Raw genomic sequence first — 21304 nt, forward strand, 5'->3', positions numbered from 1 at the left:
TTCAGCCTTGTTCTCGGCTGATTTCCGTGAGGCTTGTGGGGAATTGGACGCCGTCTTGCGATATGAGGTCGAAACGGCCGATCATACGGCAGTGTAAGAATCTTGCCAAACAGCACGTGGATAACCCTGACGAACCCGCTGCGCCGGACGGCGCCAGCGGGTTCGCCGAGTGGACTCAGATCGCGTTTATCCTCTTGCATGCGGAACTCGACAAAGATTTCCGAGAGACTGAAGCATGGTTCAATGACTCCAGAGCCATCCGTGAAGAGCTTAACATCGACAAATCGCCGGATCACACCACGCTCTGTCGATGGGAGCAACAGGTCGACATGCGTGAACTCCGCAGCCTGCTCCGCCGCAGTGCGGAGCAGGCTGGCTGGTCGGGAACAGCAGCAATCGACGCCAGTGGCTTCCAGCGAGATCAAACCAGCTATCATTACCGGAATCGTGCTGGCTTCTCGTTTCACAAGCTGAAGACAACGATTTTGGTCGATACAGAGTCACTGGCGATCAAAGACGTTCATTTCACGACGAAGCGCAAGTGGGACGGACACATCGGCTTGCAGGTCTATCGGCGCAACGCCGAAGACCTGCAAGAGTTCCTTGCAGATGCGAACTATTCGTGGTCAGATCTCAGAGAGGAGTGTCGCGCTGGCGCGACACGACCGCTAATCAAACACAGGGAGCACAATGCGCTGAAGAAAGCGCATAACGCTCGGATGGACGAAGATCTGTACCATCAGCGGACACTGAGTGAGACTGCGTTCTCACTGCTGAAGGATGACGGTGAGAAGTTACGCTCTCGGAGCTGGCACGGCCAGTTCCGAGAGCTCACGCGCAAGTGTATCGTGCATAACCTATCGCAGGCGGCGAGTTAGGGCTCGCCGCCTGCTCTCTTTCTCTGGACGTATCCGCCAGAGACATCGCCGTCATCCACGTACGGGTTCTCACAAAGTGACCTAATTCTGATGGTTGCAGAATCAACGAACTGTACTCCTCCCACATCATCCAGATCTCAAAACAATCAGTACAGGAGTTCTAACGCCATCTGCCTGGATATCAAAATTTCAATACTGCCGCCGTCTTGCGTTCAACAGAGCATGAAAAAGGCTACAACATGTCCGAACAGTCACCGACACAGATCACCCGTGACACGCTCGAGAAGTGTGACGTCGTAGCGTTGATGGGCTGTGCACTATCGGTTGAGGACGTGCCACCGGGGGTCGTCGTTCGTGACTGGGGGTTCGTCGACCCAGTAGACACCGATCTGGAGTCTGTCTGGGCAATCAGCACTGAAATCGAACAACAGGTGATCGAACTTATCGACGATCTGCCAGATCAGGCGGAGCGTCGCGCACACTCTACTACACATGACTGAGAACATGGAAACTGACCCACTGAGAATTGCCTTCGTCTGCGTGCAGAACGCAGTTGGAATCGATATTTCGGGGCGGACGCCCCGGGAAGTCACGTTCGAGGAAACACAGGAGAGCGATTACGTCATCACGATGGGTTGTTCAGCCGACGGTGTCTGTCCTGCCGGATGGGCTGGTGAGAACCGGGATTGGGAGCTTGACGATCCGGACGGGAAGTCAGCTGCTGAAGTTAGCCAGATCTGTGACGAGATCGAACGACGAGTGAACGACCTATTCGACGAGATCGAATCGGCGTAGCAACCATCCCTACACCGATCGACATCTCGAGAGTATCGATCTCAGCATCCACCTACCGTAGACGTGGATATAAAGCCATCCTGAACATATTATGATTCAGACTTGGGTAATGTCTTGCTCCCCGGTACAACAGGAGAGTGCTCTGTTGAATAGCGATCTAATCAGCCGATATCACTAGTTTAGAAGGATGAAGCCGAGGAATTCGGTTCTGTCCTATGGAACTCGATATCCTCGACTTCGTTGAGCAGTGTCGTGACCTAGCTAAACAAGCGTTGGGGAAGCATGCGGGCGAGCCCGCCAGCGGCGGGTTCGCCCGCTGGGTCCACGTCGTTCTGCACTGCTTTCGGCTCGAAGAAGGCCACAGCTACCGTGAAACGCCGAATCGGCTGAAGTATATGACTGAGATTCGTGAAGCGCTCGGCTTAGATCGGGACGATCTGCCGGACTACAGCACGATCTACAAATCATTCGACCGGCTGAAAATGTGGGTGTGGCGGGCGCTGCTGCGCGTTTCAGCGCAGCAGCACCCGCAATCTGGACACGCCGCTCTCGACAGCACGTTTTTCGACCGCCGCCGTGCGTCGTCGTACTTCCGCCAGCGGTCGGGAAGTACCGTACAGACGCTGAAAGTGACGACATTAACTGATGTGGAATCGCTTGCGGTTCTTGACGTTCACATCACAGCACGGTGGAAGCATGATACGAAGACCGGACCGCAGGTCGTCCGCCGAAACGCGGACGACCTGCAGTCCGTCGCCGCCGACAATGGCTTCCAAGACTGGCACACCGAGTACGAAATCGCCGCATATGACGTTGAGTACCTCGTTCACTATCGTGGATCATCACCGAAAGCAGCTCTGAACAACGCGCTCAACCGGGCAAAAGGCTACTCTCAGCGGTGGATGGCCGAAACGTCGTACTCGACAACCAAGCGCTCGCTCGGCGACGCCGTGCGAGCGCTCGGCTGGTATCGGCAGTTCCGTGAAATTGTCTTGATGTTCGCTATCATTAACATAGAATCGCTGTGTGAACCGCTGTAACCGTGACTCAGCATCTATTCAACAGAGCACAGGAGAGGACGATTGAGAGGCGGTCTGAAACAGTTCTTGATCGCCAATCCGTCCAGAACCACGCATTACAGGCCCGCTAGACCTGCTTTAGTCTCAATTTCCAAATACACCCAGAAGTTGAGACTGATCTTCTCAATGCATACGGTTCCGGATTCAGATGGCCGCAGCGGCTCTGTCAAAATCCGAAGGGTCCTCTTCGGTCAGTGCAGCATCCATCCGTCTTTAGCTAAGCCAAGAACCGCATGACAGCGGCGGCTTATCGGAGTTGCTTTTCGGAAGGAATGAGGAGGTGACAGCTGTGCACACCGAAACCTCCTCACGTCACATTGAACGCCGTCTCACTAACCTCCTTCCCTCTGAAGCGCTCGAAGACCACGCCGATGCCGTCGGCGTGGTCGAGCGCGAGGGGAAGCTTCAGCTCCCGCCACTTGTCTGGTCGTTTGCGTTCGGCTTCGCCGCAGGCGAAAGCCGAACGCTTGCGGCCTTCAGACGTACCTACAACTCTACCGCTGACGAGTCACTTTCTCCGGGCGGCTTCTACCAGCGGTTGACTCCGACGCTCGCAGAGTACCTCCGCGACCTCGTCGAATACGGGTTCGACGAGGTCGCTGTCCCTCACACCGTCTCTGATGAGTTCGACCGGTTTCGAGACGTGATGATCGCTGATGGAACCGTCCTGCGGTTGCACGAGTTGCTCTCTGAAGCGTACAAAGCACGTCACGAGGAGCAGGCTGGAGCGAAGCTCCACCTGCTCCACAACGTCACTGACCAGACAGTCGAACATTTCAACGTCACAGACGAGAAAACGCACGACAGCACGTTGTTTAACACAGGATCGTGGCTGGAAGGACGGCTAGCGATCTTCGACCTCGCCTATTTCAAGTACCGGCGGTTCGCGTTGATCGACGAGAACGACGGCTACTTCGTGAGCCGACTGAAAAAGAGCGCGAACCCGGTTGTAACGGAGGAATTACGGGAATGGCGCGGCCGCGCCATTCCCTTAGAAGGCGAGAAGATCTTCGACATCGTGGATGATCTCTCCCGGAAGTACATCGACGTGGAAGTCGAGGTCGAGTTTGACCGACGAGAGTACGCGGGCACGCAGTCACGTGATACGAAACGGTTCCGCGTCGTCGGCGTCCGCAACGAGGACGCCGACGACTACCATCTGTACATCACGAACCTTTCTCGGGAAGAGTTTCTCCCGGCCGATCTAGCGACGATCTACCGATGTAGATGGGAAGTAGAGCTGTTGTTCCGTGAACTGAAGACGCAGTACGAACTGGACGAGTTCGACACGACGAAGAAGCACATCGTAGAGATTCTGCTGTACGCAGCGTTGTTATCCTTGGTCGTGAGTCGTGATTTACTCGGTCTGGTCATAGAGCACGCTGATGATGGGATCGTGTTTCCGCCGGAACGCTGGGCGGCGACCTTTCGGTCGCACGCCCAGCTCATCCTCCGCGAACTGAGAGAGTATCTCGCCTACTCACCGCCGCCACTGCTACAACGACTGATCGAAGACGCTCAGAAGATCCACAGGCAACGACCAATCCTGCAAGAACAGCTCGCTACTACCATCCAACCGGCTGCTGAGGCTTAGCTAAAGACCAATGGTGCAGCATCTGTATTGACCACAACCCAATCAGAATATATCACTTGCTGAGGATTCCAACAGAATCAGCTCAGCCGATGAGTCCTCGCTCGAGGTCTGCATGGAGGACAACATTTTCTGGACCGACATCCTGACGATCAACCCCGGATTCGAGTTCAAAGTCGCCATCGTCAGCGACGTCCCCTTCTCGAGTCAGGGCTCGTCCGCCCCGGAGCTGTCGGAGTTCTGATCCCGATACGTGGGGCGGACGCGTCGCGGTGACGGGCTGCGACGCGCCCGCTCCGCCCTCCGTCGACGTCGGATCAGGCGGCCGGGAGCGCCCACTGCCACGCCGATCTGAGGACGAGGACGCCGAACGGGCCGCCCCACCCGGCGGCGACCGCCCCGACGGAGGGAGCGGAGTAGGCGAGGGCCGCCACGGCGGCGACGCCACAGGCTCCGACCACGGCTGCCACCCCGGCCACGCGTCGGTCGAGTGGGCCGAACGCCGTCGTCTCGACGGGGAGTTCCAACGCCTCGACAGCCCGGTCATACTCCCGGAGGTGCGCGACGCTGAGGTCATACTCCCCCACGGAGGGGGTGAGCGAGAACGTCCGAGTATCACAGGAGCGGTCGACGAACTCTCCCTCGCACAACTCGGCGTTCCGGATGTCGTCGACGGGGATCTCCCACTGGACAGTATCGGTAAGGTCGTCGTACGCGACCACCGTGTCGTCGCGACGCTGGTACGCCAGCGTACCGTGAGTGAGGGCGTACTCGACGGCCTTCAGCCCGCCGATGATGGCTGGCAGGAGGCCGAAACAGACCACCATGGCAGCGACCGGCCCTGTCGATCCGCTGGTGAGCCCAATCCACGCGAAGAGGTACACCGGGCCGCTGCCGATTGCGGACTTCGCGCCCCGCCAGAACGCGGCGCCGCGGACGGCGCGCCGGTCCGGACAGACCTCAGCCGTCGGCGACGCATCCGGAGCCGCTACAGGCGGGAGCGTCCCCACCCCCTTGTCGGTGGTGGACGACTGCCCGGCGCGGTAGTCCCCCCACTCCGCGAATAGCTTCACCGTGACGAACGCGACCAGCGCGCCGGTCGGACCACCGGCGGCCGCGAACCAGAGCAACACTATAGCTACCACAGCCTCGTTCTTCGCGCTTCTGATCACGTCTCGAGGGGTGCTCGTCTCGTGGCGCCGCTTGCGGAAGTACTCGCGGTTGATGACGCCGACTTGAGAGACAATCAGGGAGGCGGCGCTCGCCGCCACCATCGGATCGGCGAGCGTCGCCGGCACGTCGATGAAACGGCTCAGTACGGCGAGGTATATCCCGAGGAGCGCCACGGCAGCCACGAACGATCGAAAGACGAACGGGTAGTTCCGGGGGTAGATCGGCGGGAGCGAGTCGACGACCGTGACGCTCCCGCGCCGGCGGTTGAGGTCGCTCGGTCCGACGGAGACCCCGCCTAACTCGTCGCCCTTGAGCGGGTTATCCTCCTGTGGGCGCTCCAGCTCGTCGTAGTTCGGCGGGCGGCGCGCGAATAATGCCTTCAACCCGGCGAACGGGACAGCGACGACCAGTTCCATCGCGTAGACGACAGCGAACGTCTTTGCGCTCCACCCGAGGTGAAACACGCCGACCAGCGGGACGACGTTCGCCGCGACTGTCACCAGAAACGCGGCAGACGAATCGTTTGATGGTGGCTTCATAGATCCACCATCTGTAGTCTGAGCACGTCCAGTTCAATCTCGGCCATGTTCAACCAGCTTCTCTTCTTGAGATAACATGAATGTCTACCTATATCTCTCGACGAAAGCGATCGCTCCAGGATACGTCCAAGTCGATCCAGATATCGCTTTTACCGTTGCGACGATGGTGTACACCAACGTAAGAAATATTGCAATCACTAGGACGATTATCAGGAGGAATCCGACGAGCCCAAACACGAGATCGAGCGGGGCTGGGAGCAAAGAAACCTCAGTTGTTTCTCCTAGGACAGTGATCTCATCGGCGCCGAGAAAGAACATCACAAGGGCGACAATCATGAGTACGGACACGGTAACGTGCCAATTGATGGTGTGACGGGCGTTCGTCCGTGTGAACTCATTATCTGAAACAGCGTACAGGATTAGGGGACCGAGAAATCCAGTAAACAGTCCAAGCAGGTGGACGAGGATGCCACCGATAGAGCGTTCATCGGACAGTTCAGGGTCAGATAGAGTTGCTGTGAATGTCATGGATGTGGTAATCTATGATCTACAGGTTGTTCAGTGTCTCTTTCATGTAGAATTTATATCATTATGGATATAAGTACCTTTGGTCTGGAAGACATGCGCCTCATTGGTCTTTAGCTAAGCCTCAGCAGCCGGTTGGATGGTAGTAGCGAGCTGTTCTTGCAGGATTGGTCGTTGCCTGTGGATCTTCTGAGCGTCTTCGATCAGTCGTTGTAGCAGTGGCGGCGGTGAGTAGGCGAGATACTCTCTCAGTTCGCGGAGGATGAGCTGGGCGTGCGACCGAAAGGTCGCCGCCCAGCGTTCCGGCGGAAACACGATCCCATCATCAGCGTGCTCTATGACCAGACCGAGTAAATCACGACTCACGACCAAGGATAACAACGCTGCGTACAGCAGAATCGGTACTTCCCGACTGGTGTGAGAGCTGGAGCTAAAGCGTTGGTCTCATGAGGAAGATGTCTGGTTGAGTGAATGTGTTCAGTATCCCTCAGCCAGACGGTGTTCTTTCGGATTCGGACGTGAAAGATTTAGCGGAAGACGTCATCTGCCAGCTCCCCTTGCCAGGGATCGAGGGCTCGCCCCTCGATCCCGGCGATATCTGGGTTGTTGTCATTCTTGCAGCAGTCAATCAGACGTCCATCTGGGAGACGTGCAAGGACAACGACAACGCTGCCTGTGATGATACTGTCATGGACTGGCTCCATACGCTCAACCGAGAGTGGCTTGAGCGGGTTGCTAACCGCCTTCTCAGGGAGGTGGCGATGACGATCCTCGACCCTGATCGGTCGAGGATCGTCTCCATTGACTTCGTCGATAACCCCTACCACGGAACGTACGCCGATGAAGAAGGTGAACTCTGCCGCATGCACGCGAAAGACGGAACAACGACGTGCCACCGGTACTGCACGGCGTATCTCGTCTCGAACGGAAAGCCAGTGACGCTGGCGATGACGTACGTCCGTAGTGATGAGAAAGAGGCCGACGCGGTCGAGCGCGTCCTCGACCGCGTCGAAGCCTATCCCTTCGAGATAGAGCTTCTGTTGGCTGATCGTGGCTTCTACAACGAACGTATTCTGCGCCGCTCACGGGAGATTGCTGCGACTGTCGTTCCCGTCCAAAAGAAGGGCAAGCGCATGAGGAAGAAGCTGGATACGCACTGCTCGTACATGACAACCTATCGGATGTACAAAGGCCGCGAGCGGGAACTGGAATTCCCGCTCGCGGTCGCTGTATCATATCACGCCGGAGATCGCGGGAAAAGCGGCGAGGTCGTTCGAGGCTATGTGGCGTGCGATCTGGCCGATCGCACGCCGAAACAAGTCGAACGGCTCTATCGAAAACGGTCAGCGATCGAAACGAGCTACCGTGTATTTCGCCAAGCACGAGTGGTAACGACGACACAAGACCCAATCATCCGCTTCGCGTTCGTCCTGGTTGGATTCCTGTTGGAGAACCTCTGGCTTGTGCTTCGATGGGCGGTCGTCGCCCGCCCCCAGCGGGGCGGGCGCGACCTGCCCGAGGAATTCACGTTCAAGACCTTCTCTGACTGGATCAGACATGCATTAGAGGAAGAGCTAGAGCGGAGTTGGGAGATCGAGATGAACGGAACAGGTGTGCCAGAAGCATACGCGCCGGCCGCGGGCTGACGCCAGCCCGCGGCCGTGGGCAAGCTCCTGGTGAGCAACAGCATTCGCCTAGAACAGCGTATCTCAGCCTTCTTACTTCACTTCTCCTCATCCGTGGATTCTATTTCCTGTTCACTCAGTTACCACACCGGCATTCGCTCTGTTCGTCCATGACTCAGCACAGTTCACGAAGCGACGTTCGGGAAGTACCGAGAATCTCTACGATGTGCTTCTTCGTCGTGTCGAACTCGTCCAGTTCGTACTGCGTCTTCAGTTCACGGAACAACAGCTCTACTTCCCATCTACATCGGTAGATCGTCGCTAGATCGGCCGGGAGAAACTCTTCCCGAGAAAGGTTCGTGATGTACAGATGGTAGTCGTCGGCGTCCTCGTTGCGGACGCCGACGACGCGGAACCGTTTCGTATCACGTGACTGCGTGCCCGCGTACTCTCGTCGGTCAAACTCGACCTCGACTTCCACGTCGATGTACTTCCGGGAGAGATCATCCACGATGTCGAAGATCTTCTCGCCTTCTAAGGGAATGGCGCGGCCGCGCCATTCCCGTAATTCCTCCGTTACAACCGGGTTCGCGCTCTTTTTCAGTCGGCTCACGAAGTAGCCGTCGTTCTCGTCGATCAACGCGAACCGCCGGTACTTGAAATAGGCGAGGTCGAAGATCGCTAGCCGTCCTTCCAGCCACGATCCTGTGTTAAACAACGTGCTGTCGTGCGTTTTCTCGTCTGTGACGTTGAAATGTTCGACTGTCTGGTCAGTGACGTTGTGGAGCAGGTGGAGCTTCGCTCCAGCCTGCTCCTCGTGACGTGCTTTGTACGCTTCAGAGAGCAACTCGTGCAACCGCAGGACGGTTCCATCAGCGATCATCACGTCTCGAAACCGGTCGAACTCATCAGAGACGGTGTGAGGGACAGCGACCTCGTCGAACCCGTATTCGACGAGGTCGCGGAGGTACTCTGCGAGCGTCGGAGTCAACCGCTGGTAGAAGCCGCCCGGAGAAAGTGACTCGTCAGCGGTAGAGTTGTAGGTACGTCTGAAGGCCGCAAGCGTTCGGCTTTCGCCTGCGGCGAAGCCGAACGCAAACGACCAGACAAGTGGCGGGAGCTGAAGCTTCCCCTCGCGCTCGACCACGCCGACGGCATCGGCGTGGTCTTCGAGCGCTTCAGAGGGAAGGAGGTTAGTGAGACGGCGTTCAATGTGACGTGAGGAGGTTTCGGTGTGCACAGCTGTCACCTCCTCATTCCTTCCGAAAAGCAACTCCGATAAGCCGCCGCTGTCATGCGGTTCTTGGCTTAGCTAAAGACGGATGGGTCCCATTCTTTCGGCGGTCGTCCCGGTTTGTCGCGGCTCTTCTTCTGTTCGGTTTCAACGACCTTTGCTTCGAATTCGAAGTAGGGATTGTTGTGATCGTCGAGCCACGCGTCCCACGCTTCCTGAGCGTCGGGTTCACAGGCGAACGAGCGGTCGGTCAGCTGACCGACCGCGTCTTCAAGATCTTCTTCGGTGCTGTCGAGATCGTTGTCGATGCGTCGTTCAGAGCGTCCGTCAAGCGTGGACGAATGGACAACGACACACCGCAAATTGTGTTCAGAGATGGGAGTTTGAAAGGTTTGAATCTGGTAGGAGGCAGCGTCTTCGTCGTCTTCGTCATCGACAAACGTTCCAAGATTGGTCCAGTCGTTGGCCTCCCACGCGCGGTCGATGAGCGTATCGACCGCGCTGTATGTACGTGGGAGTCGACTGATGATGGAGATGCCCTCAGCAGCGGCTTGATCGAGCGATGTTTGATTGACGACCGCGCTGTCAGCGACATAGACGGGGGGCTCGTCAGCGGCGAGCCGCTGACGGAGCCGAGCGATGAGGTCAGTGTTCCAGGTGCTGTCAGAGGTGTTCCCGTCGAGGATGTCTCCGACGACGGGAACGCCGGCTCGGTTGACACCGAGCCCGACTTGGAATTGCTTGAGATCCGGCCGATGATCTTTGCTGTAGCCATGCGTGATAGAGAGTGTTTCGTCTGTGTCTTCGTCAGTTTCGTAGAGTCCGTGAACGGAGAAAGAGGTGGTATCCGCGTGAAGCACGTCGGTAGAAACATCTTCGCGAGCAGCGGCTTCGACCAGCACGGTCCCGAGGACCGTGCTTGGGTCGCCCTCAGAGAGTTTGTCGAGTGCTCGTCCAAGGGTATGGTCGTTGAGATCTTCAGGTTCAGTATCCTCGCCAAAGAGGTTCTCTGTGTCGGTATCACGGAAGAATTCGGGCAGCCGATACATCGGCTGCCCTTGAGTCAGACAGTTCATGATTAACGCCATGAGCCGCAACCCGGGCGAAAGCTGGGAGCGGTCTTCGTCCCAATCGAGATCCTCATTGAGAACCTCAATGAGGCCACTTTCCTCACAGATAGCACGAATGACCGGAAGAGGTCCCGGTGCGAGGATTTTCACAGACGAACTCACGGTACCGTGAGTTTGTCTGAGTGCCTCAAGAAGCTCACCCTACTCCTCAACAGGAAATAACGTTGTCAATCTGGATGAGGTACTGAAAGTGGGGTTCAAAGACGTCTTTGACAAGATCGTGGAACTCATCTTCGTCCTGGACAATAATCGGAGACATTGTCCACTTCAGATGTTTCCAGACCTGTTCGATTGGGTTGAGATGAGGCGACCCAGATGGAAGAAACACGAGATCGATCCCAAGTTGATGGGCGTGCCTGCGCGTGTATTCACACGTATGAGATCCGTGCTTGTCCAAGACGAGCAGAATCCGCTTACTCGGATTCTGCTCGCGGACCTCCTCTAACACTCTACAAATCCGTTCTTTCGTCTCATCTTCGGTCCACCTTACCAGACTCTCTCCGTTGAGTGCATAGAACCCAACTGCAGAATCCTCCGTCTTCACCAATGGTCGCTCTACATGAGGATCGTCCACGTACCAGACGCGCCGCGAATTATCGTATGGCTGTGGCTGCGATGCATCAAGAAATCCAACAACAGTGCCGCCATCTGTGCAGACATCGTCGTCAACGGTCCAGCCTTCATCTTCGTCTCCCTCACGCTTGTTGTGTGGATCGTCGTCCGAGTCCTCGTCGAGCGCGTCCTCGACGCGCTCGTCGAGAATCTCTTCTGGATTCTCCGGACGATATGGACGCTTTGGCCGTGGTTTTGCGTAGGACAGCCCGAGGCCACGGAGAAATGTTCCGAGGTAATCCGGATGGTACTCAACATCGAATTCTTCCGTGAGCAAGTGCTGGATCTCTTGGGATTTCCAGGGCTGTCCTTCCCGGAGAAGCTCGACCAGCTCGTCTTGTTCGTCTTCGTCGAGTTTCGGGGGCCGTCCGCCCCCGAAACTCGGCATAAGTGCTTCTAAGCCACCTTCATTCCACGATTCTGCCCATCGATCACCGGTGGCCGCCGACCGCCCTTCCCGGTCGGCGGCCTCCGGAATTGTATCTCCCTGGTAGAGGTTCTTCAGAAACCCAAGTCGTCGTAGCCGGTGTTCATCTTCAGCTTCACGATGTAACTCGTCGATTCGCTCTTCAGGAAGATGATAGGTTATGTCTTTCCGACGACTGTTTCCCATTGTCCTATCACGAGAAGCGACTTACAAAAGATCTCTCACTCATTAAAACGCGAACCTCGACGACTTTGCCCAGCAGTACGCTGGGTCCAAAGCCGCGCTTGAAGCGACCAGCAATTACTACCACATCCATGATACTCTTTCAGAGTATCTGGATGTGACCGTCGCCAATCCAGGCGAATTAAAGCTGATCTCCGACTCGGACAAGAAAACCGACCGCGTCGACGCGAAACAACTCGCTCGGATGGTTCGGTTAGGCTCAATTCCTGAAAGCTACGTTCCAACCGACGAGGTTCGGCAAGCCCGCGCACTTGTGCGCGGGCGCCAGAAGCTCGTTGAGAATCGGACCGAGTACGCGAACAAGATCCATGGCTTGTTGAGTGATCACGGGATCACTCAGGAGGTGAAACCACTGAGTGTGAAGGGACGAGAGTTCCTGACGGAACTCTCACTCCCGGCACCGTGGGATGCGTTGCTGGAGTCGTATCTAGAGATCATTCAGACGCTCACTGAACAGATTGAGTCGTTGGAAGCAGAGATTGAGGAGCGGGCTGGGTCTCTGAAGGAGACCCAGCTCCTGATGACGATTCCTGGTGTGAGTTACTTTACGGCGTTGACGATTTACGCGGAGTTGGGAGAGATCGACCGGTTTGACCGGGACAAGGAGGTCGTAAGTTACGTTGGATTGAACCCGATAATCCGCGAGTCTGGCGACTCGCGGTTTGAGGGGAGCATCTCGAAGCGAGGGTCAGGACGAGTCCGGTGGCTGCTCGTTCAAGCGTCGTACTCAGCGGTACATACGTGCGAAGACGAGTACCTTAGCCGGTTCTACAACCGGTTAGCTCGAAAGAAGAACTCGAAAACAGCGATTGTCGCAACCGCCCGGAAGTTGCTGGTTTCAATGTATCACATGCTGGACCGTGAGGAGGTGTACGATCCACCAGGGGTGAGTGCCTGAGCGCCGCCGAGGCGGCGCTCATTGGCCGGTTGGTGGCAGCGTGAGCGACTGCTCTCGCAAACAGGAAGTCCCCCGCCTGATGGCTGTTTCAGTAGCTATCGGTTCGCCGGTTGTCGGTTCTACGCTTGAAAACTACAGCAAGTCCTCGTCGCCCGAAGAATTATCTTAGCAAGCGTGGTTTGGTCAGTCAGCAGAATTTCCATAGGTGAATACACAGCGCAAGTCGGCCACCAGCTTTTACTCGTCTGGAGATCAGAATGATACATTCAAGGCGTGTATTCAATAGATCAGCAGTCGAGTCATCCCTTATTCTGCATGTGTCGAGTCTATTGAAGGACTCAAGAAGGTTATAGAGATGCGAGGAGAACACCTCTGCCGTTAGGCAGAGGATGAATCCGACAACTCGGATGCAATCCACGCTGCAATACCCCCGTCAGATATTTCTAATCCATGCTTTGAAGTGGCAGACAACCAATCATAGAAAGGGTGTCATACAACGGTTCGCACACTCTCATTCGTAGCGGAGGGAATCGTTCGATACAGAGGGCATAAGGTATTCAACGAAGAGACATCAACCGGGAAAACGAACGAGATGCTATGGATGAGGACACACAACGAGCGGTAGCTGTTTGGGCCGTTTTTGCCCTCCCATTCGTAATCCTCTGCGGGTTTCTGTACGCTCAAAACCAACTTACGATTGAGGTCGTCGCCCTCTACTGGTTCCCAGCTGTTGCCCTGGCCGTTATTGGAACAATCCCGCCGCCCTGGAAACCATTCCGTAGCTAAGCAAGCGTAGTGAGCAGGCGATTCATCCTCGACAGTCCTGAAAGCAACCACCTTGGGAACTGTTTTATGACACCCTGAATCATAGAAGTAGGAATCGGTCGGGAACGGAGCGATTCCCGCCAGTCCTACGATGGCGGCCTGCCCGCCCCAAGCAACAAGACAGTAATCGGAACCAGTCAGGTGAACGGTCGGTTCCTATAATGAACCGATGCAGTTCCCGACCGCTGCAAGCACCACGGAAAGTAACTCCGAGTCTATTGACGCCCACTTGACCCTCGCCGGGCAAAAACAACCACGAGGGTCGAACGCGGCACGAGGATAGGAGTACCGGGGGCCTGGCACTCCCAGCAGTCCCACCCGCCAGAGACCGCGAACCCGACACGGATTCTCACCGTGCTGGGGTTCGGTGGGACTGCAAACCTGAAATCTCCAACGCTCAGGATTCCTCCGCGTTTACGCAGAGGAGGATGTCAATTCTGGTGCTAGAGCTCTACCGTAAGATGTTCTACGAAATCTATTTTTGGTAGAGATGGATAATGGCTGCATATGGGTATAAGCCTCGGTAATGGTTCAAACAAGGCAGAGATAGAGAGCCTTGAGGCGTTTGAGAGGAAAAAAGCTACTATTGAGACTATTTTCACATTGGCGATTCTATATTCCGGTACGGTGCAGATTATTGTAGTATCTGGTATTGATCCAAATCTCTGGTTAGCGTTATCTCCTGTGGTGATTTTACTGGTATTTGCTCTTCTTCTTGGTTGGGAGAATTTGGTTGATCAGGTGGGAAAAGCTATCAGCTTGTGAGTAATCTAAACTAAGTGCCGTTATTATGAGATCCTAATCAGAAGCGCAGCCGAGCATCACAATCAGTTCTATTCCGTTGTTGGCACGTCATTAGGCGGTGTCACTGGTAGTTGGGCTTCAACAGCTTTCGGAGAAAGTGCTGCCTTTGACTTTGTATCGATCTTGCTGATATTCGGAGTAGGTATGTTTCCCGGTACAATCGGTAGTTCCCATCGAGTCAGCAGTTAGTTACGACTGATGAGGTTAGATTCTCAGAAAGCGTCTAGATGGGTGTTGTGCAATTCCTATACCATCCAGACACCGTTCTTACGGCCTCTGACCTTGAAACCTTAGCGCTTGATCTCCTCTCTGAGGTCCCGATCCCTGGAGTCGAAGGCTGTGGCTTCGACTCCGGGATCATCCGGCAGACACTCCTCCAAGCCGCTGTCGATCAGAAATCCATCAAGGCTGTCACTGACAGCACTCTCGGAACGTACTCCGACGACTACACACTCGCTCAGCTTCATACCGTTCCTGCTGCTGAACTCGAAGCCGTCGTTAACGACCTCCTCGCTCAGCAAGCGGCGATGATCCTCGGCCCTGGCCCGAGGATCATCTGCCTCGACTTCGTCGACATACACTACCACGGCTGTCCACACCGTGATGCCGGGGAGCTCTGTCATACGATACCCCGCGATGGCACCTCTCAGTGCCATCGCTACCTTGTTGGGTTTGTCCTTTGCCGAGCCAAGCCGCTCGTCATCGCGGTTACTCCTGTCAGAGGTGATAAACCCAAAAGCGACGCGGTCGAGCGACTGCTCGACCACGTCGCGGCCCTTCCTTTCCCTGTCGCTGGCCTCCTCGTTGACCGCGGATTCTACGACGGAACGTCGATCGAGCGACTGGATGCAGTCGCACCAGTCGCTCTCCCCGTCATCCGTCGTGGAAAACAGATGGCTGAGAAACTAGACACGTCGGTCTCTTACTGGACGGAGTATGTGATGTACGAAGGAAGCGAGCGGGAACTGCGCTTCCCGCTCGCGGTCTGTGTCTCCTACCAACAGGGAAACCGTGGCAAGCACGGTTTGCTTGTCCGGGCGTATGTGGCGTGCGATCTGGCCGATCGCACGCCGAAGGAAGTCGAAGCTCTCTACCAGAAACGCTCAGCGATCGAGACAGCCTTCCGAACGATGAGAGAAGCACGTGCGCGTACGAGTACAACCGATCCAGTCGTTCGGTTGTTGTTTGTGCTTGTGGGCTTCCTGTTGCGGAACTTATGGCTGATCGTCCGGTGGGGAGTGCTCGCCACGCCGCGGCGCGGCGGGCGAGCACTGCCGGCTTGGTTCCGCTTCGAACTGTTTCGGGAGTGGATCGACCATACCCTTGACGAATCACTGCTGCGGAAGTGGGAGACACCAACCAACGGCGTCGGAATTCCCGAGGTCTATAGTCAACTGGACGCGGGCTGATTGAGCCCGCGTCCAGCGTTAGCCCCTGCAGAGAGCGACGGCTTCGAATTGGAGGGGCAGAGCCGGCGCTCTCACTGGCGTGAGACCGCCTTCTACGTCAATCTCTTTTCGAGCGAGATGAATTCTGTCGCTCACGTTGCCGAAAATCAAGTCAATACGGAGTAACGATGGGAACTACCGACAATGGCAGGGACAGGTTCCCATGGTACGATAAGGAGTTGGTTCGGTGTGAAGGCTGCAAAGCGAGTTGAATGGACAGGGAGAATCGGAGTTGCGTTTGTTGGCTTCCCAATTGCTGTAGGATTTGATGGCTTTTTTACCGTATCTACTGGCGGTGAGCTTCGTTTTCTAGGAATTCAGAGCTAATTCTAATTTTATATGTGTATGTGATAGGGTTATTGATAATTACGATCGATCTCTATCCAGCCCTCACTTGACGGAAAGGATGTGTCAGTCGTCGTGATGACGTTCACAGTACCGACGTACCTTACTGAACAACGTTGACGGATTGTACAGCTCATCAGTTGGTGCCGGTTGCTCGTATTTTGTCTTCGTGCAACTTCCCAGTCCCATTTCGGTCACCGGTCGATCACTCGACGATCTCCCACGTGATGACAGCACCTTGCTGGTGAACGGGATGTTGTAAGCCATCGAAGTAGGCGATGTTTCTCGTTTCTACGTGGAAATCGTACCAGTGATCGACGTCCATACAGAACTTCTCGGCGACCGCCTCGGCAGTCATCTGTTCGTATGGTTCGTCGACCTTTTCGTAGTAGAGTCCGAGCACGCCGCCGTTCGATCCAAACCCCGACTCGTAGAGTTTCTTCGTATCGGTAAGTAGTGATGAAGAACTCCGTTCGGGAAACGGCGTGAAGATCCGGGCGAAGCTGTTCGGGTCGATGTTTCCGTTATCATACCGGAACCGGAGTAGCTTGGCCTCAACTGGGAGCTGAACCCCATCGTGATCAAGAAAAAGATCACACCGTCGCGAATCCTCGAGATACGACATCTCGGTCTCGATCGCTTCTTGGAGGGGCTGGTCTTCAAGCGCCTCGAGAACCATTTCAATCTGATTTTCTTCCTCGAATGGACCGATTCCTGGTTTCCATCGGTCGTGTTCAGCATCCGCATCGACATCCGGAATTATAGATGCAAATGAATTAGCCAGTTGAATAAGAAGGTCAGATTTGTCATTCATGACTATCTGTTAGTGTCCCATTCATATACAAATGATTCGTCATCTTCTCCCTGTTCGAGAACTGCAGTAGAGTCGGACAGGATTACCCCCGGCTGTGGCCTCGAACACCACCGAAGAATAGATTCCCAGTTGCTCTTATCCGGAATGTGCACAACCCGGAGGCGATGAATCGTGGCTCCTGTCTTGGTTCTAACTAATCCACAACATACATTACGACAACAAATAACCGGAGTATAATGTATCTCTATATGCCCGATGAAATCGATAGAGAGCGCGCTCATCACCAGGCAGTCATCCAGGGTACGAACGATTTGGACGTCAAACGAATCGGTAATCTTGGCGAACTCGCATTTGAACAATTCTGTCGAGAATATCTCCCTGTCGAGATGTGGGAGTGGGAAAACGAAGAAGCGATCCGTCGATGCAATTCTGAGAGTTTCTCTGGACACGACTTCGAGGTTTTCGGGTACGAGATCGATGTGAAAACCTCGAGGGACGTCTCTGCGTTTCGGCCTGCAAATCTCCTCGAGAATGATCCAGACGACGACATCGTCGTGATGGTCTGGCACCGTGACAACGAAGATGCGCTCATCCTTCTTGGCTGGGAGCGGACCGAGACGCTCAAGTCGAAAGTCAAGACACAGGATGCGTATTCCGGTGAAGAGCCAGAGAAACTCGCTCATCTCGCTGCGCGACCGATGAACGAGTTACAGGAGTTAGGGCCAAACACGGCCCACATGATACTCACGGACATAAGTACGTAAAGACATCTGGCACGTTGATCTCGTCCAGTGCACAGAGAGCAGCATCACGAAGTTCGTCAAGCGTTTCGAATAGGCGGTTGCCGAGTGATTGATCGAGTTGTCGCCAGCACTCTTCCGCGGGGTTCAGCTCTGGTGAACCCCGCGGAAGGTAACACAGTTCGATCGGAGTACCTTCAACGAACTCTTGGACTCTGTTCGCCGTGAAATACGAGGCGTTGTCGAGGACAACGCAGATTTTCTCGCCGAACTCGGTCTGGAGAGCGTCCAGAAAACGAATCGTCGTGTCGCTGTTGAAGTTCTCTTCGCAGGGGAGAAAGAACGTCTCATCATGCAGTGTTGAACGCAAGACAGCGCCGTCATAGAAATTTTGACATTCACTTTTCCACCGGTAGCTACGCTCTATCGGTAGGTTCTGAGATCGGACGATTCGATTTCAGCCGACTTGTGCAGTGATCAAAACATCAGTTTCACAAGATGCTGCACGAAGTGTGAGATGGACGATGGCGATGCCTCTCTCGAATACGTCCGGAGAAGAGGAGCAGGCGGCGAGCCTTAACTCGCCGCCTGCGCGAGGTTATGGACGATGCACTTCCGTGTGAGCTCCCGGAACTGGCCATGCCAGCTCCGGGAGCGGAGCTCGTCGCCGTCGTCCTTCAGCATCGCAAATACGGTCTCACTCATTGACCGTTGATTGTAGACTTCGTCGTCAATTCTGGCGTTGTGAGCCTTCTTGAGTGCGTTTTGCTCACAGTGTTTGATCACTGGTCGCGTTGACGCTTCACGGCAGGCCTCCCGTAGATTGCTCCATGAGTACATCTTGTCAGCCAGAAGTGCCTGCAGGTCTTCGGCGTTGCGCCGAAAGACCTGCAGCCCAATGTGACCGTCATAGGCTTTCTTTGTGGTGAAATGAGCGTCCATGATAGCAAGTGACTCCGTATCGACGAGCAGCGTTGTCTTCATCGCATTGAACGAGTAGCCGACACGATTTCGGTAGTGCGAACTAGCCTGATCTTGCTGGAAGCCGCTGGCATCGATCGAGGCAGTTCCTGAGAGCCCCGCCTGCTCCGCTGACCGGCGGAGCAGGCGGCGCAACTCTTTCATCGGGAATTCTCCGTCCCACACGCTGAAAGACGTGTAATCAGGTGATTTCTCAAGGCCGAACACAGCAAGGATTCCCGGCATCTCGTTCAGATAGTCCTCGAACTGCCGGAGCGGCTTGTTGACTTCCTCTTTGAGCAAGAGCAACGCGATCTTCGTGGACTTGGCGTACCCGTCCGCGCCGTCCGGCGCGGCGGGTACGTCTGGTTCTTCTACGTGGGTCGTGGCGAACTCGTGAAACGTCTGTGCGAGGTTCCTGAGACGTCCCATATCGCCAGATGGCGTCCAAATCCCCTGAAATCAGCGATACAATCCGCAGAGGGCGTCGGCGTTCAACAGAGCATCTCATCAGTATCGCTGACTGCACCGAGAAGTTTGATGCTGTCCCACGCGCCCGTCACCGGGAGTGACGGGCGCTCACCCTTGGGAAACCATGCGTGAATCAGTGTCGAGAGAACCTGTCGCGTCTGATCAATGGCTAAGATCGTGTATTCGTCGTCCAGGTTGTCGCGCTTTTTTTGAACCCGTCTTGCCATGCTTCCTGTGCTCTCTCATCGGATTTGTGAAACTCCGGCCGGGCTGTCTTCCAGGACAGCCCGGCCTCGGTCATCAATCGTCGAACGTGACGCTCACTGTACTCAACGTCGAATTCCTCGGCGAGATAGTGACGAGCTAGTGGAACGGACCACGCAGGCGCGTCAAGTCCAACTTCCTCTGGAGACTTGTGAAGCGCTTCAACGAACTGTTCATGTTCTTTGTCGGAGAGTTTTGAGGGCCTTCCTGAACGGTGCTCGTCGTAGACGACCTCCTCGAACGGCTCGTCGGCGAGCCGTTCGAGTCGATCAAGCCACCGCGAGAGCCAGCCAGCAGTGTATCCATAGCGTTCAGCGACCTCTTGTAGCGTTGCACCGTCTTCTTCAAGGTAATTGATCGCCGCCATGAGCCGTTGTGATGGCTTTTTTCCCTCGACCTCCGCCAAGACCTGGCGGAGGTCTTCGGTAGAGACGTTGTCGAGAGAGGTCATATCGGAGTAACGTGCTTTTCTTTGAAATATTTTTGGCTGACAGTATGAATCAAAAGCCACAGAATCCGTTCAAACCCGGCGATCGAGTAGTCAAAGCGGAAGATAGCGATGCATCGGTTGCGGTGGTCGTGGAAGTACTTCCACCGGAACAGGACGTCAATCTCTACGGGCAGACGATAGATGGTGAGGCCGTCAGCGTCGCGTTCCCAAATATGCTCGATGACGGGCCTGGGAACTGGCGCGAAATCCATCCAGCAAAGCTCGCCTCCTACTGTGACGACCAGGACATCAAACTCTACACGTACAAACACACGAACCTCGAGTACGCCGAAAACCCATTTACGGCGGGCGACTACGTCATCAAACCGGATTACGACGATCCGGATCTCGCAGTTGTTCTCGAGGTTTCAAACGACGGCGACCGAGATGTCACCGTTTCGTTTTGCAAACATCTTGCCTTGTTTTGCCGCCGATTGACGGCAACTTCAGACGTTCTCACAGGAAGGTTCCGTCAGATTAACCGGGAAATGGACGCCGTCTGGCGATATGGCATCGCTCAGACGACTAGCGCGAATGTGTCGAGACCTTGCCAAACAGCACGTTGACGATCCGGACGTACCCGCCGCGCCGGATGGCGCGGACGGGTACGCCAAGTGGACACAGATCGCGTTAATTCTGTTCCGCGTCGAACTGGAGAAGAGCCTCCGTGAGACTGAAGACTACCTCAACGAGATGCCAGGTGTTCTTGCTGTGTTCGATCTCGACGAGGCACCGCACTACAGCTCGTTCTGTCGGTGGGAGCAGGAGTATCAGATGCGTGAACTGCGCCGCCTGCTCCGCGCTTCGGCGGAGCAGGCGGGCTGGAGTGGTGAAGCTGCGATTGATGCAAGTGGCTTCCAGCGCGATCAAACCAGCTACCACTACCGCGACCGAGCGAACTACTCATTCCAGTCGATGAAGACAACGATCTTGATCGACGTGAACTCACTGGCGATCAAGGACGTTCATTTTACGACGCAGAAGGCCTGGGACGGCCACATCGGGATGCAGGTCTTCCGCCGGAACGCGGAAGACCTGCGTGTGTTGTCTGCTGACGCGAACTACTCGTGGAGCGACCTCCGTGAGGAGTGTCGCTCCGAGTCAACGCGACCGTTGATCAAGCACAGGGAGCAGACACCGTTGCAGAAGGCCCACAACGCACGAATGAACGATGACTACAACCAGCGCTGGATGAGTGAAACCGGCTTCTCGCAGTTGAAGCAAGACGACGGCGAGAAGCTCCGCTCCCGGAGCTGGCACGGCCAGTTCCGGGAGCTAACTCGCAAGTGCATCGTGCATAACCTAACGCAGGCGGCGAGTTAGGGCTCGCCGCCTGCTCCCCTTTTCCGGACGTATCCGGGAGAGGCATCGCCGTCGTCACCGGAACAACGGAG

General features: G+C 55.6%; 13 protein-coding genes and 9 pseudogenes. 12 read left to right on the top strand and 10 right to left on the bottom strand.

Annotation, left to right across the window (positions count from 1 at the left end; all coding sequences use genetic code 11):
• Positions 1 to 62 precede the first annotated feature (62 nt).
• The 5 genes from MU558_RS04115 to MU558_RS23115 all read left to right on the top strand — a co-directional run bounded on the left by MU558_RS04115 (position 63) and on the right by MU558_RS23115 (position 4587).
• The gene (locus MU558_RS04115; protein WP_015298633.1) at positions 63 to 878 is read left to right on the top strand and encodes an IS5-like element ISNpe14 family transposase; all 816 of its coding nucleotides are present in this window, start codon (positions 63 to 65) and stop codon (positions 876 to 878) included.
• Between the two features lie 540 nt (positions 879 to 1418).
• Positions 1419 to 1673, top strand: coding sequence for an arsenate-mycothiol transferase ArsC (locus MU558_RS04120; protein ID WP_246972187.1), 255 nt, complete (start codon positions 1419 to 1421; stop codon positions 1671 to 1673).
• A 215-nt stretch (positions 1674 to 1888) separates the two neighbouring features.
• A complete protein-coding gene (locus tag MU558_RS04125; protein ID WP_246966781.1) occupies positions 1889 to 2713 on the top strand; it encodes an IS5 family transposase in 825 nt (274 codons plus the stop codon).
• Between the two features lie 328 nt (positions 2714 to 3041).
• A complete protein-coding gene (locus MU558_RS04130; RefSeq protein ID WP_425607621.1) occupies positions 3042 to 4346 on the top strand; it encodes an IS4 family transposase in 1305 nt (434 codons plus the stop codon).
• Between the two features lie 112 nt (positions 4347 to 4458).
• Positions 4459 to 4587 carry a hypothetical protein gene (locus MU558_RS23115; protein WP_262488534.1) on the top strand — a complete coding sequence of 43 codons (129 nt, stop codon included), beginning with the start codon at positions 4459 to 4461 and terminating at the stop codon, positions 4585 to 4587.
• A 73-nt stretch (positions 4588 to 4660) separates the two neighbouring features.
• On the opposite strand, the gene MU558_RS04135 is transcribed toward MU558_RS23115, so the two are convergent.
• The 3 genes and pseudogenes from MU558_RS04135 to MU558_RS04145 all read right to left on the bottom strand — a co-directional run.
• On the bottom strand, positions 4661 to 6055 hold the full coding sequence (locus MU558_RS04135) for a DUF6498-containing protein (RefSeq protein ID WP_092936229.1): 1395 nt from the start codon (positions 6053 to 6055) through the stop codon (positions 4661 to 4663).
• Between the two features lie 84 nt (positions 6056 to 6139).
• Positions 6140 to 6583: a DUF4870 domain-containing protein gene (locus tag MU558_RS04140; RefSeq protein ID WP_246972189.1), complete on the bottom strand. Its 444-nt coding sequence runs from the start codon at positions 6581 to 6583 to the stop codon at positions 6140 to 6142.
• A gap of 114 nt (positions 6584 to 6697) precedes the next feature.
• Positions 6698 to 6985, bottom strand: a pseudogene (locus MU558_RS04145) (IS4 family transposase); the annotation flags it as partial.
• A 68-nt stretch (positions 6986 to 7053) separates the two neighbouring features.
• Between MU558_RS04145 and MU558_RS04150 the strand changes: the two are divergent.
• A complete protein-coding gene (locus MU558_RS04150; RefSeq protein WP_246972190.1) occupies positions 7054 to 8226 on the top strand; it encodes an ISH3 family transposase in 1173 nt (390 codons plus the stop codon).
• Between the two features lie 190 nt (positions 8227 to 8416).
• On the opposite strand, the pseudogene MU558_RS04155 reads toward MU558_RS04150, so the two are convergent.
• The 3 pseudogenes from MU558_RS04155 to MU558_RS04165 all read right to left on the bottom strand — a co-directional run.
• Positions 8417 to 9418, bottom strand: a pseudogene (locus MU558_RS04155) (IS4 family transposase); the annotation flags it as partial.
• Positions 9419 to 9528: 110 nt separating this feature from the next.
• Positions 9529 to 10659 (bottom strand): annotated as a pseudogene (locus MU558_RS04160) (IS1634 family transposase); the annotation flags it as partial.
• A gap of 106 nt (positions 10660 to 10765) precedes the next feature.
• Positions 10766 to 11794, bottom strand: a pseudogene (locus MU558_RS04165) (IS630 family transposase); the annotation flags it as partial.
• Between the two features lie 46 nt (positions 11795 to 11840).
• Between MU558_RS04165 and MU558_RS04170 the strand changes: the two are divergent.
• The 3 genes and pseudogenes from MU558_RS04170 to MU558_RS04180 form a co-directional block, all read left to right on the top strand.
• A pseudogene (locus MU558_RS04170) lies at positions 11841 to 12749 on the top strand (IS110 family RNA-guided transposase); the annotation flags it as partial.
• Positions 12750 to 14081: 1332 nt separating this feature from the next.
• Positions 14082 to 14339 carry a hypothetical protein gene (locus tag MU558_RS04175; protein WP_246972194.1) on the top strand — a complete coding sequence of 86 codons (258 nt, stop codon included), beginning with the start codon at positions 14082 to 14084 and terminating at the stop codon, positions 14337 to 14339.
• A gap of 266 nt (positions 14340 to 14605) precedes the next feature.
• Positions 14606 to 15787, top strand: coding sequence for an ISH3 family transposase (locus tag MU558_RS04180; protein WP_246972195.1), 1182 nt, complete (start codon positions 14606 to 14608; stop codon positions 15785 to 15787).
• Positions 15788 to 16376: 589 nt separating this feature from the next.
• On the opposite strand, the gene MU558_RS04185 is transcribed toward MU558_RS04180, so the two are convergent.
• Positions 16377 to 16985: a transcriptional regulator gene (locus tag MU558_RS04185; RefSeq protein WP_246972196.1), complete on the bottom strand. Its 609-nt coding sequence runs from the start codon at positions 16983 to 16985 to the stop codon at positions 16377 to 16379.
• A gap of 236 nt (positions 16986 to 17221) precedes the next feature.
• Here MU558_RS04185 and MU558_RS04190 point away from each other — a divergent pair.
• Positions 17222 to 17725: pseudogene (locus MU558_RS04190) on the top strand (DUF7961 domain-containing protein); the annotation flags it as partial.
• Between the two features lie 4 nt (positions 17726 to 17729).
• Here MU558_RS04190 and MU558_RS04195 read toward each other — a convergent pair.
• The 3 genes and pseudogenes from MU558_RS04195 to MU558_RS04205 form a co-directional block, all read right to left on the bottom strand.
• A pseudogene (locus tag MU558_RS04195) lies at positions 17730 to 18077 on the bottom strand (IS630 family transposase); the annotation flags it as partial.
• A gap of 224 nt (positions 18078 to 18301) precedes the next feature.
• Entirely contained in the window at positions 18302 to 19117 is an 816-nt protein-coding gene (locus tag MU558_RS04200) for an IS5 family transposase (protein WP_246972197.1), read from the bottom strand.
• 74 nt (positions 19118 to 19191) lie between these two features.
• A pseudogene (locus tag MU558_RS04205) lies at positions 19192 to 19871 on the bottom strand (IS630 family transposase); the annotation flags it as partial.
• A gap of 44 nt (positions 19872 to 19915) precedes the next feature.
• Here MU558_RS04205 and MU558_RS04210 point away from each other — a divergent pair.
• Both MU558_RS04210 and MU558_RS04215 read left to right on the top strand, forming a co-directional pair.
• Positions 19916 to 20326 (top strand): annotated as a pseudogene (locus tag MU558_RS04210) (DUF7961 domain-containing protein); the annotation flags it as partial.
• Positions 20327 to 20417: 91 nt separating this feature from the next.
• Positions 20418 to 21233, top strand: coding sequence for an IS5 family transposase (locus tag MU558_RS04215; RefSeq protein ID WP_246972198.1), 816 nt, complete (start codon positions 20418 to 20420; stop codon positions 21231 to 21233).
• The last annotated feature ends 71 nt before the right edge of the window (positions 21234 to 21304 follow it).

Origin of the sequence: Natribaculum luteum, assembly GCF_023008545.1 — an archaeon.
Lineage (GTDB): Archaea > Halobacteriota > Halobacteria > Halobacteriales > Natrialbaceae > Natribaculum > Natribaculum luteum.

Coding starts and splice junctions, on each gene's coding strand:
- MU558_RS04115 (WP_015298633.1), top strand. CDS start 63: ATGAGGTCGAAACGGCCGATCATACGGCAGTGTAAGAATCTTGCCAAA.
- MU558_RS04125 (WP_246966781.1), top strand. CDS start 1,889: ATGGAACTCGATATCCTCGACTTCGTTGAGCAGTGTCGTGACCTAGCT.
- MU558_RS23115 (WP_262488534.1), top strand. CDS start 4,459: ATGGAGGACAACATTTTCTGGACCGACATCCTGACGATCAACCCCGGA.
- MU558_RS04135 (WP_092936229.1), bottom strand. CDS start 6,055: ATGAAGCCACCATCAAACGATTCGTCTGCCGCGTTTCTGGTGACAGTC.
- MU558_RS04140 (WP_246972189.1), bottom strand. CDS start 6,583: ATGACATTCACAGCAACTCTATCTGACCCTGAACTGTCCGATGAACGC.
- MU558_RS04175 (WP_246972194.1), top strand. CDS start 14,082: ATGGGTATAAGCCTCGGTAATGGTTCAAACAAGGCAGAGATAGAGAGC.
- MU558_RS04180 (WP_246972195.1), top strand. CDS start 14,606: ATGGGTGTTGTGCAATTCCTATACCATCCAGACACCGTTCTTACGGCC.
- MU558_RS04185 (WP_246972196.1), bottom strand. CDS start 16,985: ATGAATGACAAATCTGACCTTCTTATTCAACTGGCTAATTCATTTGCA.
- MU558_RS04200 (WP_246972197.1), bottom strand. CDS start 19,117: ATGGGACGTCTCAGGAACCTCGCACAGACGTTTCACGAGTTCGCCACG.
- MU558_RS04215 (WP_246972198.1), top strand. CDS start 20,418: ATGGCATCGCTCAGACGACTAGCGCGAATGTGTCGAGACCTTGCCAAA.